The organism is Reyranella sp. (assembly GCF_004297405.1).
Taxonomy (GTDB): Bacteria; Pseudomonadota; Alphaproteobacteria; order Reyranellales; family Reyranellaceae; genus Reyranella.
In genome coordinates, this window is record NZ_SCVC01000023.1 from 1 (window position 1) to 16123 (window position 16123).

Here is a 16123-nt window from a genome sequence, read left to right on the forward strand (position 1 = left end):
CGCCAGGAACACCAATCCAGCGGCAATCGCGCGTCTTGAGAGGGGTCATGTCGGGGAGATCGGCCTCTGTCTCACTGTTGCATCGTCTGTAGCTTCCGCCATTGCATGTAAACCACGCCGAGGGCGAGCGTGCTTTATCGCACATATGCCACCCTGCTCTCGTGGGCGGAGTAATGTTTTGTGCGATGCAGCACGGGCATTAGACACCACATTGATGTCACACATTTCAGCCCAAAGTTGTTGGCAGAATTCGCTCATGATTATCGTGGATAGAGCACTCCAGGAGTGCGCTTCAGCGGGCCGGCCCATCAGATTGGGCATCGTCGGAGCCGGCTTCATGGGCCGCGGTGTCGTCCTGCAGATTGCGACAGCCGTGCCAGGCATACGCGTGGTTGCAATTGCCAACCGGCATATAGAACCAGCCCTCCGAGCGTACAGCGAGGCCGGCCAAGGCTCGGCGTGCGTTGTTGAGGATGCGCTAGCCCTTGGTCGCGCTATCTCTGCTGGCAAACCAGCAGTCACCGAGGATTGGCGCCTGCTCTGCTCGTCCGATCAGATCGATGTCATCCTCGAGGCGACCGGTTCGATCGAGTATGCGGCCCAGGTAGCATGCATGGCGATTGCCAACCGCAAACACCTCGTCCTGATGAATGCGGAGCTCGATGGTACGGTCGGGCCCCTGTTGAAAAGTCGCGCCGACTCAATGGGCGTGATTTTCACGAACGTCGATGGTGACCAGCCGGGCGTCACGATGAATCTGTATCGGTTTGTGCGCGGGCTTGGCATCCGCCCAGTCGTGTGCGGAAACATCAAAGGACTCCATGATCCGTACCGCAACCCAACCACGCAGGAAGGGTTTGCGCGTAAATGGGGCCAGAAGGCGCACATGGTTACTTCGTTTGCCGACGGCACGAAGGTCTCCTTTGAACAGGCCATCATCGCCAATGCGACCGGCATGAGCGTAGGACGGCGCGGCATGTTCGGGCCGACGGCACCTACTGGTACGCCCATCGAGGAGGCTGCAAAGTTGCTGCCCGCCGAGCTCTTTCTCGATGGGCCTGGTATCGTCGACTATGTTGTCGGGGCATCGCCCGGCCCGGGTGTCTTCGTGCTTGGCACGATCAATCATCCAGCACAGCGCCACTACCTCAACTTGTACAAACTGGGCGAGGGGCCGCTCTACTGCTTCTACACACCCTATCACTTGTGCCATTTCGAGGTGCCAAACACGATCGCGCGTGCCGTTCTGTTCGGCGATGCAGCCATTGCGCCGGCCGGCAAGCCGATGGTCGATGTCATCGCGACTGCCAAGACGGATCTCGCGGCAGGTTCCACTCTCGACGACTTGGGACACTACATGACCTATGGACAGTGTGAGAGTGCCGAAGCAGTGCATGCCGAGGGCCTATTGCCCATGGGCATTGCTCCCGGCTGTCGCCTGCGACACGACGTGCCAAAGGATCAGGTTTTGCGCTACGCCGATGTCGAGCTCCCTGCTGACAGGCTGATCGACCGGTTGCGCGCCGAGCAGAACGCACTGTTTGCGGGTGTGGCCGCGGCCGTTGCATGAGGCTGGCTATCGCCACCTAGAGGGCTATGGGCATGGTCGAGGTCCTTCGTTCTCCCTTCATCGATACCGGGCCGGTTCGGTCTCCCGCTATGTCCGCGCCGGTGACAGGGGCCGAAGGTCCGCACGGTAGCGCCCCGCCGGCGATCGCTGTATTGCAGAACAGGACAGACCGACCGTTCTGGTCGGTGATGATTCCGGTCTACAACTGCCCGGAGAACTATCTGCGCGGCACGCTGGAAAGCGTTCTCGCACAAGACCCGGGCGCGGCCGAGATGCAGATCGAGGTCCTCGATAACTGCTCTACAGAAGGGAACACCGAGGCCATCGTCCGCGAAGTCGGTGCCGGTCGGGTCGCCTATCATCGCCAAACCTCGAACGTCGGTATGGTGGAGAACTTCAACGACTGTATCCGTCGTGCGCAAGGGCATTGGGTACATATTCTCCATGGGGACGATACCGTTCGGACGAGCTTCTACAGCCATCTCCGCCAGGGGATCGAAGCGAACCCAGATGTAGGCGCCGCACTGTGTCGGACGATCTACATGGACACCGACGGGCAATGGATGGGTATCGGTGAACTCGAGGCGCGCCAGTCTGGCGTACTCGATGAGTCTTTTGCGCTTAAGCAGCTTCTCGAACAGCGTATTCAGTTCGTCTCGATCGTCGTGAGCCGCAGCACCTACGAGCAGCTGGGCGGCTTTCGAACGACACTCAGCCACTGCATTGATTGGGATATGTGGAAGCGAATCGCGGTGCGTAAGTCCGTCTTCTACGATCCCGAGCCGCTTGCCTGCTATCGGCTCCACGCCGGTGCGGCAAGTTCAGGCTTGATGCGATCGGGCAAGAACGTCGCCGATGAACGCCGGTCGATTGCCATTTCCTACGAAGACTTGCCGCGGCCGCTGGCGAATGGCCTTAGCCGTGCCGCTAAACGGGCGGCAGGCGTCCGTGCAGCTCGTCGAGCCCGAACCTTGTGGAAGGAGGGCGAGCGGGCCGCAGCCTGGAGACAGGCGGCGGAAGCCGTCCGATGCAGTCTGGCGCCGGCGGTGGTGGCCCGTTCCATCTACTTCGTGCTGCGCACGGTTATTCGCTGAGGCCTACTCTGAAGACGCAGGGATTACAGCGGCCTGCTTCGATGTCAGAGCATTCATGACAAGACGTGTGTAGGTTTGGGCACTGCTCCAGAGGAAATGAACGCCATCGGCATAGTGGAGATCCTGGAGGGCCCTCTGTCGACCGCTTACGAAGGCTGTGGTCGGCGACCTAAGAACGCTTTTCAGGCGTTGCTCGAAAGCATCGAGCAGACTCCCATCGGGGTCATGGAGATCCCGCCACGCTGGCTGCATGGGAAAGGCGGCAACGATCAGCCTCGCATCATGTCGATTGACGACCTTTTCCAGTTCCGCCAGTGCCTGGAAGCAGGTTGGGACGAGCAGCGGCTCAGGGAGCCAGTCCGAGCTGCTGTAAAGCGGACCGCTGCCGTAGCCATCCATCACTATGGAGAACTGATGTTGCGGATCCTGCCTCATCTCGCGAATATGCAACAAGTCGCGAACAAACAGCGCCGGCTTAAGGTTGGATAAGTAGATCGGAAAGCTCGGCATACCTTCGAAAATGTATGCCTCCGCGAGAGGGCGTGAGAAGAAGGCTTCATTAGGTTGTTTACACTGCTCGAAGTCGCGTGGAGCGACCACTGTTATCACCTGCTTGACCTTGCTCATTCGGCTCAACAGGAATTCCGTGAAGTAAGTTGTCTCCCCAGCGTGCAAGTAACAGGGAGCAACGTTCAGCGGATGCTTCGACAAGCCCGCTTTCTTGACGACCGCGAGATCGAGATTGCGCCAGGTGACCGACGATCCCACGGCGATCAGGTCCACGTTCTTCAAGTCCTGTTGCGCCAGGAAGCGAAACTTCTCGTCTATGCACACGTTGGCCGTCAGCGGAGGGGGCGGCAAGCGTCCCGCCTGATCCAAGCCTAGAAGCACCAGGGCGAAGCAGGCGATGATGATACCCAGAGAAGCGGCGAACCGCCGGATGAATTTGCGATGGATTGCGCTGGTCGCAGCAGTCGCATCGACTTTGGCTGAGTTGGGATCCATGCGCGCCTCGAGCGATCAGAACTGGAAATAGACGAACTCACGCACCGCCGACATTTGCGTGATGGATAGGAAAAGCAGGAATGCCAACGCGACCGACCATGCCATCGTTGGCCGCCATTTCAGGCCCAAGACGCTGCGCAGTGGCGAACCTCGACGTTCGCCTTCGATTAGCTGCTGGGTGTTCGGCAGCAGCAGGGCGATAGCTGCAACGAAGATCAGCATCAGGGTTTTTCCCACGCCGACCACATCGGCGAGCCTGTCGGAATGCAGCCCATTCAAGCCGAACAAGCCTTCGATCATGGCCCGGGCGTGCTCGAAACTGGGGCTGCGGAAGAAGATCCACGCAATCGAAACGGCACAGAAAGTGAGGAGCCAACCGACAACGGCCGGCAGCCTGACGTCGCGTCCCCGTGACTTCAATCGGGCGGTAAGTCCGTTCCATCCGTGATTGATGACCAGAAAGGCGCCGTGCAGCAGCCCCCAGACCACGAAGGTCCAGGCGGCGCCATGCCACAACCCGCCGAGCAGCATCGTGAGCAGCAAGTTGGCGTAGCGCCGCGTAGATCCGTGCCGACTGCCACCCAACGGGATGTAAAGGTAGTCCCGGAGCCAGTTCGACAACGTAATGTGCCAGCGACGCCAGAAATCGATGATTGAGGTTGCTTGATAAGGTGAGCCGAAATTGAACGGCAGCCTGATGCCGAACATCAAAGCAAGACCGACAGCCATGTCGGAGTAGCCGGAAAAGTCGAAATAGAGCCCGAACGTGTAAGCCAGTGTACCGGCGGCAGCCTCCGTCAGAGTAGGAGGCGCGGCGATGGCTCCATTGAAGATTGGATCGGCAATCGCCGACAGAGAATCAGCAATCAGTACCTTCTTGGCCAGACCAAGAATGAAGTAGCTCACTCCTTTGGCAAAAGACTCGGGGTCGAAACGAAGGAAGCGCGAACTCTGGAGCTGCGGCAGGAGTTGATAGTGATGGACGATCGGTCCGGCGATGAGCTGTGGGAAGAACAGCACGAACAGCGCATACGAAAGCAGCCGCGGCTGCTTCACTTTGCACCGATACGAGTCCACCAAGTAGGCAATCTGCTGGAAGGTGTGAAAAGAAATCGCGAGCGGCAGAACGAGAGGCGCCAGCACCCACTCAGTACCGAGAGCGGCGGTGAGATTCTCGATAAAGAAATTGCGATACTTAAAGTATCCCAGCAATGAGAGGTTCGCGGCCACGCTGATCACCAGCAGGGACCACGCCGATGCCTGTCCGCCCTCCTGTCTGCGCTGAATCTCCCGTCCGAACGCGAAGTTCACAACAATGGTGGCGACCATCAGGAGCCCATACTCGAAGCTCCACCAAGCGTAGAAAGCGAATGAAGCGATCAAAAGGAACAGGCGTGCGGCTGCACCATCCCGGCGAGCGATCGCAAAGAACAGTATTAGTGTGATCGGGAGGAAGACGAGAAGGAACTCGTATGAGTTGAAGAGCATGAACTGGCGAACCCAGGCGTGATGGCGGTCGATCTAATGATGAAGTGCCGAAGGAAAGGCGTGATGACCCCGTGATTTCAGGGCTTATCCTTGTGCTAGCGCAGCCACATTCACAGCTAATGGGTCGGTGCCACAATCTGGTCACTCGCAGCGAAACAAGGCGTCTGGAAGGATTGTCGAGTGAAGTCGTACGGCGTCGCTTTGGGGCCAGTGCCTCGTCGGAGGAGCGCCATGAAGGTGGTTATACTTGCCGGTGGCTATGGCACTCGCATCAGCGAGGAGAGCGCGGTCCGGCCCAAACCACTGGTTGAGATTGGTGGGCAGCCAATTCTCTGGCACATAATGAAGATCTACTCTTCCTATGGCCTCAACGACTTCATCATCTGCTGTGGCTACAAAGGCCATCTGATCAAGCAGTATTTCCGTGACTACGCACTTCATCGCTCCGACGTCACGTTCGACATACACGCGGGGTCCGTAAAAACGCATCGCAATGGCGTCGAACCCTGGAACGTGACGCTGATCGATACCGGCGAGTCGACGATGACTGGGGGCCGGATCAAGCGGATACGCCCCTATCTCGACGACGAGCCCTTCTGCCTGACATACGGTGACGGCGTCGCCGACATCAACGTGACCGAGCTGATCGACTACCACCGGGCCGCCGGCGCATTGGTGACGGTCACTGCCGTGCGGCCACCCGGTCGATTTGGCGTTCTTGCCCTGCGTAGTGGCGAGGACCGCGTTATGGGGTTCCGAGAGAAGTCGAACGAGGATAGCGACTTCATCAACGGCGGGTTCTTCATTGTCGAACCACGAGCCCTCGATTTCATCGACGGCGACGACACTGTGTGGGAGCGCGAGCCGCTCGAAGCCATGGTTTCCGAAGGACAAGTGGTTGCCTACCGCCATCGCGGTTACTGGCAAAACATGGACACGCTGCGCGACAAGCACGTACTCGAAAGCGAATGGACATCCGGGAGGGCGCAATGGAAAACCTGGTGAACGGGGAGAGTGCCGCGAACGCACGATCGGCGGCGACAAACTTGGCCAAGCCGCGGGTTCTCGTGACCGGTGCCGACGGGTTTATCGGAACTGTTCTGACGCCCCTCCTCATGGAGCGCGGCTATGACGTTGTTGGATTGGACACCGGCTTCTATCGCGCCGGCCTGCTGTACCACGATGGACAGGACCGGCCGGCGACGTTGACGCGGGACATCAGGACCGTGACGCCACGCGATTTGGAAGGCTTCGAGGCTGTCGTACATCTCGCAGAACTATCCAACGATCCGCTCTGTGAACAGGATCCAGCCAAGACCTACGCTATCAATCATCATGGGTCGGTCGCCTTGGCCGCAGCCGCGAAGGCAGCCGGGGTTTCTCGATTCATCTACGCCTCTTCCTGCAGCATCTATGGTGCGGCAACCGAGGGTGTGGTGACGGAGACTTCTGAGCCCAACCCACAGACGGCCTACGCGCATTGCAAAATGCTAGTGGAGCGGGATGTCTTGGCGCTGGCAGACGACGAATTCAGCCCCACCTTCCTGCGCAACGCCACGGCATTCGGTGCTTCACCGCGTATTCGCTTCGATATCGTTCTTAACAACCTGTCGGGTCTCGCCTGGACGACTGGCCGCATCGCCATGACGAGTGACGGCACGCCGTGGCGTCCTCTGGTCCATGTGCGGGATATCGGCGGTGCAATCGTGGCCTCGCTCGATGCGCCGCGAGAGGTCGTGGCCCGGCAAGTGTTCAATGTTGGCGACAACAAGAACAATTATCGTGTCCGGGATATCGCTGAGGCCGTCGGCCGGGCGTTTCCGAACTGTAAGGTGACGTTCGGCGAATTTGGCGGTGACAATCGCAGCTACCGCGTTTCCTTCGACAAGATCGGCCAACTCCTGCCTGGCTTCCAATGTGAATGGGACGCGGATCGGGGCGCACGCCAGATGCGTGCCTTGTTCGAGCACATCGGTATGGATGACGACGTCTTCAACGCGCCGCCTTACACGAGACTGCGTCAACTACAGAAACTCCTCGAGAGTAAGCAGATCGATTCGGACTTCTTCTGGAGAAGCTATGATTTTTCATGAAACGCCGATCAAGGGCGCCTTCCTGATTGAGCTGCAACCGCATGTCGATGAGCGTGGACAGTTCGCCCGCGCCTGGTGCCGCGAAGAGTTCGCTCAAAAAGGGATCGAGATCGAGGTGTTGCAGGCCAACGTCTCGATCAATCCCGCCAAGGGTACCATGAGGGGGCTTCACTGGCAGGTTGCGCCTTTCGGTGAGGCCAAATTGGTGCGGTGTGTTCGCGGCGCGCTTTTCGATGTCATTGTCGACATCGACCCGACGTCGCCGACTTATCGTGCATGGTTCGGCGTCACTCTTTCGCCGGACAAGCCGCAAATGCTCTATGTGCCCCAAAACTGCGCGCATGGGTTTCAGACGCTGGTCGATGACACCGAAGCCAACTACCTGGTGTCTACTCCCTATACGGCTGCAGCGGGCAGGGGATTGCGGTACGACGATCCGGCCGTGGGAATCACCTGGCCGCTACCGGTCAGCCTGATTTCCAAGCAGGATTCCAGCTGGCCCCTTCTGGATGCGGCATCTGTTCGTGCGGCATAGAGCATGATGTGTGGTTCTACCGCCGTCCGTTCGCGCGTATGAGTTGAGATGGAACCCTGAGCGGTTCCATCTCAACTCATGCCGCTCTAGCGATGTCAGCGGGCGCTAAGCGTTTGCATCAAGCGAGATAGCGCCCGGCGCTCAAAGACGAGCAGGCAGATCAGCAACACCGCGCCGCCGCACGCCAGCTGCAGCCACCACCACCGATCGAGCGTCGCAGGCAGGGCGTTCAGGGTGAGCGCAACTGCCATCGAGCAGGCGAGCGGTGGACCAATGACTGGCAGCATCGGATGCCAGAACAGGCGGAGCCGGCGGCGCACCGTCAGACCAACGATGACGACGAGTAGTTCCGAGGCCAGCGTCGCCGCGACTGCGCCCCAAGCCCCATACAGCGGCAGCGCAACCGCATTGACGGCCACATTCAGCGCTGCTGCGCCCACCGTGATCTTGAACTGCAGACCACTGCGGCCCCAGGGGACGAGGCTCGCGACAATGCCGTAATTCAGGAAAGTTAAACCGATGGTCAGGCAAAGCCATTCGAAATAGCGTCCGCTCGGCGCGAATGCAGGTCCATAAAGCAACTCCACGACATGGCGGCCGAGGGCCCATCCGAGAGCGGCGATCGGCAGGCCCATCCAAGCGAGCAGGCCGAGGTATTCCCGAGATAGCCTTGTCGCTTCACTCGGGGTGTTGTGCGAGCGTGCCAGCGCCGGAAAGTATGCGTTCCACAGGGCGGCGGTGATCACCGAGGCGACCAGCATCAAACGATAAGCTGTCGCATATTGCCCGACAGCGTCGTCGCCGTCCGTGAAACCCAGGATGAAGGTCCCACTGTGGAGCATTATCACGATAGCCGCCTGGGCAGCGGCCAAGGGCCAAGCTTCCCGCAGTATCTCGCGAGCCCCAGCCAAGGTCGGTCGCAAGCGAAGTGGGTTGATAATGCGCCGCCGCGATAGGTACCAGATGTTGTAGATGACGCCCGCCATCGTAAAGGGCAGGGCAAGCGCCGCGTAGAGCAGAAGATCCTCCGGTCCATGGACCAGCGCGATGAGCGCGGGGAGTTGAAGGAAGTTGAGCGCCAGAGCCACCAGGCTGGGCGCGACCATGCGCTCATGGGCCTGCAGCACCCAGCCGCTGTTCCAGGCGATCAGCAGCAGCGAGAGGCCCTGGATAGCGAGCAGAGCGCTCACTACCGGACCGCGGGGCTCCAATGCTGCGAAGGCCACCACCAGCCCGTAGAGTAGGCCCGCCAGCAAGGTCTGCATTGTCAGGACCAGAGCAAACAGATGTTCCGTTCGTTCGGGACTGCGAGCGATGTCTCGTTGGCCTACCGTGGCAAGGCCGGGGCTTGCGAGCACTGTCAAATAGCCCACCGCGGCCATGGCCCAGCTCACCTGGCCGATGGCGGAGGGACCCAGAACGCGGCGTACGTAGACACTGATCAGGATGGTGATGGCCAAGCCTGCGACACTCGTCACCGCGAGTGTCAGGAAATTGGTGGCGATGCGGCGTTGCGCAGCACTGGTGTGCGCCCCCTCGTTGTCGAGGGCGGGGGTGGCCGAGGACATGCCTCATTGTGATCATGAAGCATTGTGGTCCAAGTGACCAAAGCGTGGCGTCGCTCGCCGGACAGGCCAAGGTGAGGGCTAGGAGTGCTGCCCAGTCGCGACACTTCACCCAATCTGCGGTGTTGGAGTGACAGAGGGACGGAAAAGGCGGGGCGGCAGGTCACATTGTTATCACCTCGCGCCTTGCGCGGCTGGGCGACACTGCAAGCCCCTCGCATGGAGGCCCGATGTCGACAAGGCGGAAGCTTCTCGCGGGCGCAACGGCGGCGCTGTCTTTGCAACTGGCCACGTCGCGGGTGACCGCCCAGCAATGGTCGCGAGCCCCGGTGATAGTGCCGCCTCACCCGGATCCCGCTGACTTCGAGGCAGCCTTGCGTGCGAAGTTCGCAACCGGGGACATGCTCAATTGGACTGGCGGCAATGTGCGGCTGAGACGTCCGATCGCAATTGACGTCACCACGAATATGCTAGGGCCGGGTGTCGACTTGAACGGCGCCAAGCTCATTGCCGATTTCGATGACCCGCGGCAGAACGCGATCACTATTCGCATTCCGGCTACTGCGAGCAAAGTCTCCTTGCGCGGTATGAAGTTCTGCAACGGCGTAATCGTTGCCGGAAGTCCAGCGCAGGACGCGATCGCTCTCATTTGCGCGACCAATCAGAGCTGGATCTACAGCTGGAAGTTCATGAACCTCGACGTCGGGGGCTTCGCGAGAGACGGGTTGTCCTTCAATGGCAGCGTCTTCGAAGGCGAATGCCATGCCGTGACGTGTGCCGACAACGGCCGCAATGGCATGACCTTCCGCAACGACGGGCCAAGGGATGACCTGGGCATCGTGTCGGCCATCTCCATCTTCGGCGGCCAGCTCCGCACGAATGGCAACGCGGGCATAGAGACCCAAAGCGTCATCCCTTACGAAGAGCCCCGCGATCTCAATATCTCCCAGACCTATTTCGTCGAGAACAAGGGGCCGGGCCTTCACGCGACTGCAGGTCTTTCAATGGCTATGGGGTGCGGTTTCGAGAACAACGGCGAATGCGGGATCAAGTTGATGAACGAGGGCCGGCTCTATGCGTGCCGCGCCAGCACGTACGGCACACAACCATATTTGGTTGAGGCATATCTCAATGACGGTGACCTCCTTTTGGACGGCTGTCGCGTCGAGGGCTATAGCGGGTTCGAGAACAAAATGAAGCTGGCGAAGATCTCTGGTAAGGGCCTGGTGAGCATGAGGTTCTCGGGCGATCGCTCGAACCTCGACCTTTCAGGCAACATCGACGTCAAGACGACGTAGCTGCGCGGATCGAGTGGACGGCTATCTACGTTCGTGCGCGCCTGGCCTGCGACAATCGCCGTCTTTTCGGCCGATCTTCCTTCTCAAACTGGTCACAGCGAATTTGGCAATGTGATGGTACCAAAAGAAATGATTTGACGACGGGCTCGGACAAATCTCGGGAGGAAAAAGCGCTTCACCATTCGACTACGAACGCGGCCTATCTCGCGACCAAAGCAATAGCTTTTCGGTGTCGACAGGTCGTCGGAAGGGGACTTTGCACATGAAGGCGCCGCTTGATGAAGGTCAGGAGAATCAGCTGCGTCGCGGTGCCATACAGGTCGTCGCCGTTGAAGACGATGCTCTATTTCGCGAGTTGATTGCCAACGAACTGGCAGCGCAGGGTTTCGCTGTCTCGATCTACCCGGATGCGGAATCGCTTCTCGAGGCTCCGGAGGTCGCGGCGGCGGCGGATGCCATCGTTCTCAACTGGCAACTTCCCGGCTTGTCGGGAACCGAACTGCTCGGAGAGTTGAGAAGGCGCGGCATCGACAGGCCTGTCGTGTTTCTGACGGGGCGACCGTTGGTGGCAAACGAGCTGCGGGCGTTCGCGGCCGGCGCCCTGGACTATATCGACAAGGCACGCGGCTTCGGAATTCTCGCCCGACGCCTGCGCATCATCACCAACGACGCGCCCGGCGAACGCGCCCAGCGCCGGCTGCAGAGATTCGGAAAGCTCGTTTTGAATCCGGTCGAAAGCCGCGCGACATGGGACGATGCCGATGCAAGGCTGACGCTGGGCGAGTTCTCCCTGGTTCAGCTTCTCGTCGAAAGGTCCCCCAGATACGTGACCCATCGCGAAATATATGATCACATCCGTTATCCGGGCTTTATCAGTGGGAGTAGCGAGCAAGGCTATCGGGTGAATGTGCGTTCCGCGGTGCGCCGTATCCGCGCGAAGTTCTGCTCTTGCGACCGCCTGTTCTCGTCCATCGAGACCCATAGAACGTTGGGTTATCGCTGGCGTGATGACGGAGACAACCCCGCGGCCCCAGAGGTGAGGTAGGTGCCGAGTTTAAATCTGCGGCGGCCTACGGCGAGGAGGCCGAGATTCACGGTGGTTCTGCGTCGGTCAAGACCGAGTTAAGTCCGGTTCGATAACGTCACTACCAATGTCGGCGCTCGCCTTCGAAACCTAAGCAAGCTCGTCCAAGCAACTGCAATCGGCTAGGAGTTTGGGGTGGCGTCAACGACGAAGGCTTTTGCGCGCTCATCCTCGGAGCGAAACGATCAAGACGGCCTTTCGAGGCTTTTTGAAGTGCTGGCACGTTCGTTGAGGAGGGGTACGATGCTGTCGAGGACGAGTGACAGATCGGCCGGCTGTGTCTTTCCCGGCTGGGACCGCCCAAGCAGGATCCAACTCGGCGTTGTCGCGACACTGTGGAAGTGATGAGTGAGGTGGCTCCTGTAGTAGCGCACCAACGCCATCGTCCAGTCGATGTTCGTCGGTATTCTCGGGATGAGAACATAATCGACGTCGGAGAGATACTCTGCAGGCGGGCGCAGCGGTGCCGTCCACTCGGACCACAAGTTGGCGCCGCGCGCCGGGGGCAGACCGAGCATGAAAGGAAGCGGGTTGATCGTTTCGAGCAGCGCGATCCGGCCCGGCGAGCGCTGCTCGCCGGCTCGATTGCTGCCGAACAGGTCGGCTGCTTCCAGCAGAAGTGCGACGTATCCGTACTGAGAGTAGTTGTAACGCAGCGGCCCCACATGGACCTGCCGAGGATGTTCGATAAGGTTGGGGGCGAACGCACCGCGTTCGCCGGCCGGCACGGCCAACCCACGCAGGTTTGTCCGGTCAACGACGTACAAGCCTCGCGGGTTATTGGCCGCTGCGAAATAACCGCCAAGGGTCACCACTGACGTAGCGATCGAGAATGCGGGAAAAACGAGCAGTGTCGACAGGAGTACAACCAAACTACCGTGCCGTAGCGAGGCAAAACGCGTTCGAAAGAAGTCGTAGAGCGCCAGGACGATTACAATGGTCGAGGGCAGCCCGGCGGTTTGTGAGTTCTGCGACAGCAGCACCAGCGCCATGCCAAACAGGAAGGCGAGGGAGAGGGGGAACCCAAACGGTGCCTGGCCTGTCCACCACATGACAAAGGCAGCCACCACGCAGGCAATGTAAGGCACATACTCGCCACTGGCGGCAGCAAAATACCGTAGGTGCATTGACAGGTAGCTGCGCACCGCCCCGTCTTTGGCGGCATCCAGTATGTCGACGAGATACGGATGATTGAAGGGCGCGAGAGCAATTGCGACGACGAAGATTCCGACGCAAGACCAGCCAAGCCATTGCCGACGAATGCGAGGCTGGATCAGGATGGCGAAGGCCACCGTGGCCAGCCCTGCCGCGAAGTAGGTGATCTTGAGATAGAACATCGCCACGAGCAGCAGAGCCGCCAACACCATGTCGACCCAGTCGCCGCTGCGTCGCTGAGGCGGTACGAACAAGATCAATGCCAGAATGCTGAATGCGCTCCAGCAGTACCGGTTGTACGACATGGCAAACGTGTATTCGAACTGCTTGTCCCCGACATTGACTGGCACGAGTGCCAGCAGACAGACGAAGATCACGAATATTGCCGCCGGTAGCAGTGGAAGACGCCGCCAGGAGGCCAGGATGGAGACTGCGAACAGGAACGAGACGACGATCGCTACATTGACCAGAAAGGCAAACGGACTAAGTCCCAGCAGATGGAACCCGATCGCTGTCAGAATGAAATTGAGTTGGCCGACCGGTTCATGAAAGTCGATGTGGGCCGTCTGCCCAGAATACAGGTGCCACGCACCGGACAGGTTGAAGAGGAAGTCCCATGTCATCGCCGTCGAGAGGATGTGGGCGGGCGACATCAGCGCCCAGGTCGCAACCAGCACCGGCAGGCCGGCGATCACAACCAGCGCCAACGCCGACGCTGGGGCCTCGACAAGCGACCGCGTGATCAGCCGTTTTGCGTCATCACCGAACAAGGTTCGAGTGCCCCCAATAAGCGAGCCGTCGCATGCTCAATGATGAGCACGGCCTTCCTTCGCCCTGCCTAACAGTCTGCGAGGCGGGCCGGGTGTGGCAAAACCGTGAAGAAGGTCGAAGCCGCAGCCTCGCTTTGATGAACTGCCGACTCAGCGTGGCGCGTCGGTACCGGCTTCGCTGGCCCCGTCGGCGAGAGCTGACCGAAGAGCATTGATATCGTACGGCTTGCGCAAGATCGGGAATCCCTCGTTGGCTGCTGCTTGCGCCTGGTCGCTGTAGCCAGTCGCCAGAATGACCCTGACTGCATCGCCCTGCTCTCGTCGGATTTCCCGTGCAAGGTCCAGTCCGCTGGCACCGCCTGGCATGACGATATCTGAGAGAACGATATCGATTTCCTCGACGCCGTTGTTCAGCACCGTCCGAGCCGAGGCGACGTCGCATGCCACACGGACGCTGTGGCCGAGTTCCTCCAAAAGACCACGGGTCACCTCCGCGACGGCAGAATTGTCTTCGACAAGCAGCACCCGCCATCGCTTCTGCCGTTCCTTCGGCTCTTCGGCCGTGAGTCGGGATTGCGACTCAGCCTTGGCCTCATCCAAGGCCCGCGGGAGATACAGGGTGACAGTGGTCCCGTGACCTGGTTCGCTTGTGACGGCAGCTGTGCCGCCGGCTTGCGTTGCAAAGCCATAGACCTGGGAAAGACCAAGGCCGGTCCCTTTACCCACCTCTTTGGTCGTGAAAAAGGGCTCGAAGATGTGGCCCAGTACTTCGGGAGGGATGCCGCTGCCGGTGTCTGTCACGGCGACGGCGACGAAATCGCCGACGATCCCGAGCGGGTCGTCAGGGGGCACAACCACGTTTTTGGCAGAAAGCTGAAGGAGCCCGCCGTCGTTCATCGCATCGCGAGCGTTGACGGCGAGATTGAGCAGGGCAAGCTCGAATTCGCTGAAATCGACATATACTGGCCAAGTCTCTTCATCCATGTCGACCGAAATGGAGATATCGCCTCGTAGGCTGGACTGCAGCATTGCCTGCACTGCCGGCAATCGCTCCGTGAGATCGACTACCTTTGCCTCATGAGTCTGACGACGCGAGAATGCCAAAAGCTGCCGGATGAGGTCGCTGCCATGCTGGACGGCGATGCCAATAGCGTCGAGGGCCTGACGCGTGCGTGATTCCTCGACCACGATGCGCCGCAGACGCTCCGCGTTGCCGCTTACAATCATAAGGAGATTGTTGAAATCGTGCGCTACGCCGCCTGTTAGCTGACCAATGGCTTCCAGTCTTTGGGCGTGCTTCAACGCGGCTTCGGCGGCCTCGCGGCGCGCTACTTCTTGCTCGAAGCGTTCAGCGCGGCGCAGCGCATAGAGTGCGAGGCCGAACATGACAAAAGCGGCGGGCAGCCCGACGATGAGGCGTACGAGAATGGCGGTACGGAACTGATCGGCGATGGCGTCGGTGTCGAGTCCAGCGGCTACGAAAACGGGGAAGCCCGGCACCTGACGATAGCCAACCCGGCGCTCGACGCCATCGATCTGGGAGACCACGGTGAACTGCCCACCTTCGGGTTGGGTGCGAATGGCCGCGATCAGCGTACTGCTTGAGGTTGGCTGGTCTTCCCTCGTTTCTGGATAGCGTACCAGAACTGAGCCATCGGTCCGAAGGAGCGTGAAAACATCATTGCCGCGGGCGAGCTTGCGATAGAATTCCCCAAAATGATCGGGCCTCATCGTAATCGCTATGACGCCTTCGAAGGTGTTGGATTGAGTGCCCTCTCGGCGCCCACTGACCACGAAAACGCGCAGCGAACCAACGCGCGCGCGAACCCGCTCGGCGACAAAGGTGCCAGCATGCCCCTTCCGCAATGCATCGAAGTAGCTTCGGTCGGAGTTGTCGAACCCCCGGGGGGCGGGAAGAATGGTGCTCGACAACAAAGGGTGGCCGTCGCGGTCGAACACCCAAATGGACTCGATCTGGGGTAGGTCCTGCTGGATGCGGTTGAGCCGAAGATGGAGGTCGGCCTCCCTGTGCTGGATGTCGCGGTCTGAAAGCCCGCGCACCACCTCGTTCGTTTCCGCTATGGCGCGCTCCACTGTCTGGAACGCCTTCAATGTGTGTTCCTGAAGGATGTCCAGCGATCGTTCGATGCGCTCGCCGGCCTGTAAATCGAGGTCGCGATGGGTCTCCCAGGTCGAGTAGGCAAAGAGGACACCCGGCACGAATAGGCTCAGCACGACAATCAAGCGCAATGGCCAGAAAAGGCTGGTCTTGGCGGGGCTCACAACTAGGAGTTAGCCATATTACTTCCTGTGCCGCTATAGCGTGCGGAGTGGATTTATGTTGCGCCCGACGACCGGCATTACAGCAGGGGCTTGATGGCTACCCGAGAGGGCATCGACGATAGGCTTATGCAATCGGTGATATCAGCGCCTCGTCACGACCGCGGTGCCGGCGGCCTGCCTACC

Annotated in this window: 12 protein-coding genes; 7 read left to right on the plus strand and 5 right to left on the minus strand. The window is 59.9% G+C overall.

Annotated features, from left to right (window positions below; all coding sequences use genetic code 11):
• Window positions 1-256 precede the first annotated feature (256 nt).
• Window positions 257-1570 (plus strand): NAD(P)-dependent oxidoreductase, encoded by a 1314-nt coding sequence (locus tag EPO50_RS16230; protein ID WP_296345851.1) that lies wholly within the window; start codon window positions 257-259, stop codon window positions 1568-1570.
• Window positions 1571-1596: 26 nt separating this feature from the next.
• Window positions 1597-2664, plus strand: coding sequence for a glycosyltransferase (locus EPO50_RS16235; RefSeq protein WP_296345852.1), 1068 nt, complete (start codon window positions 1597-1599; stop codon window positions 2662-2664).
• Window positions 2665-2667: 3 nt separating this feature from the next.
• On the opposite strand, the gene EPO50_RS16240 is transcribed toward EPO50_RS16235, so the two are convergent.
• Together EPO50_RS16240 and EPO50_RS16245 are read right to left on the minus strand one after the other, a co-directional pair.
• A complete protein-coding gene (locus EPO50_RS16240; RefSeq protein WP_296345854.1) occupies window positions 2668-3669 on the minus strand; it encodes a hypothetical protein in 1002 nt (333 codons plus the stop codon).
• Window positions 3670-3684: 15 nt separating this feature from the next.
• Window positions 3685-5157, minus strand: coding sequence for an MBOAT family protein (locus tag EPO50_RS16245; protein WP_296345856.1), 1473 nt, complete (start codon window positions 5155-5157; stop codon window positions 3685-3687).
• A 231-nt stretch (window positions 5158-5388) separates the two neighbouring features.
• Between EPO50_RS16245 and rfbF the strand changes: the two genes are divergently transcribed.
• The 3 genes from rfbF to EPO50_RS16260 are packed head-to-tail and all read left to right on the plus strand — an operon-like array spanning window position 5389 to window position 7785.
• Window positions 5389-6162: a glucose-1-phosphate cytidylyltransferase gene (gene rfbF / locus EPO50_RS16250; protein ID WP_296345859.1), complete on the plus strand. Its 774-nt coding sequence runs from the start codon at window positions 5389-5391 to the stop codon at window positions 6160-6162.
• Window positions 6147-7250 carry an NAD(P)-dependent oxidoreductase gene (locus tag EPO50_RS16255; protein WP_296345860.1) on the plus strand — a complete coding sequence of 368 codons (1104 nt, stop codon included), beginning with the start codon at window positions 6147-6149 and terminating at the stop codon, window positions 7248-7250. Before rfbF ends, EPO50_RS16255 begins: the two co-directional genes overlap by 16 nt.
• The gene (locus EPO50_RS16260; RefSeq protein ID WP_296345862.1) at window positions 7237-7785 is read left to right on the plus strand and encodes a dTDP-4-dehydrorhamnose 3,5-epimerase family protein; all 549 of its coding nucleotides are present in this window, start codon (window positions 7237-7239) and stop codon (window positions 7783-7785) included. Before EPO50_RS16255 ends, EPO50_RS16260 begins: the two co-directional genes overlap by 14 nt.
• Before the next feature lie 95 nt (window positions 7786-7880).
• Here EPO50_RS16260 and EPO50_RS16265 read toward each other — a convergent pair whose 3' ends face one another.
• Window positions 7881-9353, minus strand: a complete 1473-nt coding sequence (locus tag EPO50_RS16265; RefSeq protein WP_296345864.1) for a flippase — start codon at window positions 9351-9353, stop codon at window positions 7881-7883.
• 227 nt (window positions 9354-9580) lie between these two features.
• On the opposite strand from EPO50_RS16265, the gene EPO50_RS16270 reads away from it, so the two are divergent.
• Entirely contained in the window at window positions 9581-10648 is a 1068-nt protein-coding gene (locus EPO50_RS16270; RefSeq protein ID WP_296345865.1) for a hypothetical protein, read from the plus strand.
• Window positions 10649-10910: 262 nt separating this feature from the next.
• Window positions 10911-11693 carry a response regulator transcription factor gene (locus EPO50_RS16275; protein ID WP_296345866.1) on the plus strand — a complete coding sequence of 261 codons (783 nt, stop codon included), beginning with the start codon at window positions 10911-10913 and terminating at the stop codon, window positions 11691-11693.
• Window positions 11694-11917: 224 nt separating this feature from the next.
• Here the strand turns inward: EPO50_RS16275 and EPO50_RS16280 are convergent, their stop codons facing one another.
• Window positions 11918-13657 (minus strand): hypothetical protein, encoded by a 1740-nt coding sequence (locus EPO50_RS16280; RefSeq protein ID WP_296345868.1) that lies wholly within the window; start codon window positions 13655-13657, stop codon window positions 11918-11920.
• A 150-nt stretch (window positions 13658-13807) separates the two neighbouring features.
• Window positions 13808-15940 carry a hybrid sensor histidine kinase/response regulator gene (locus EPO50_RS16285; protein ID WP_296345870.1) on the minus strand — a complete coding sequence of 711 codons (2133 nt, stop codon included), beginning with the start codon at window positions 15938-15940 and terminating at the stop codon, window positions 13808-13810.
• Window positions 15941-16123 lie beyond the last annotated feature (183 nt).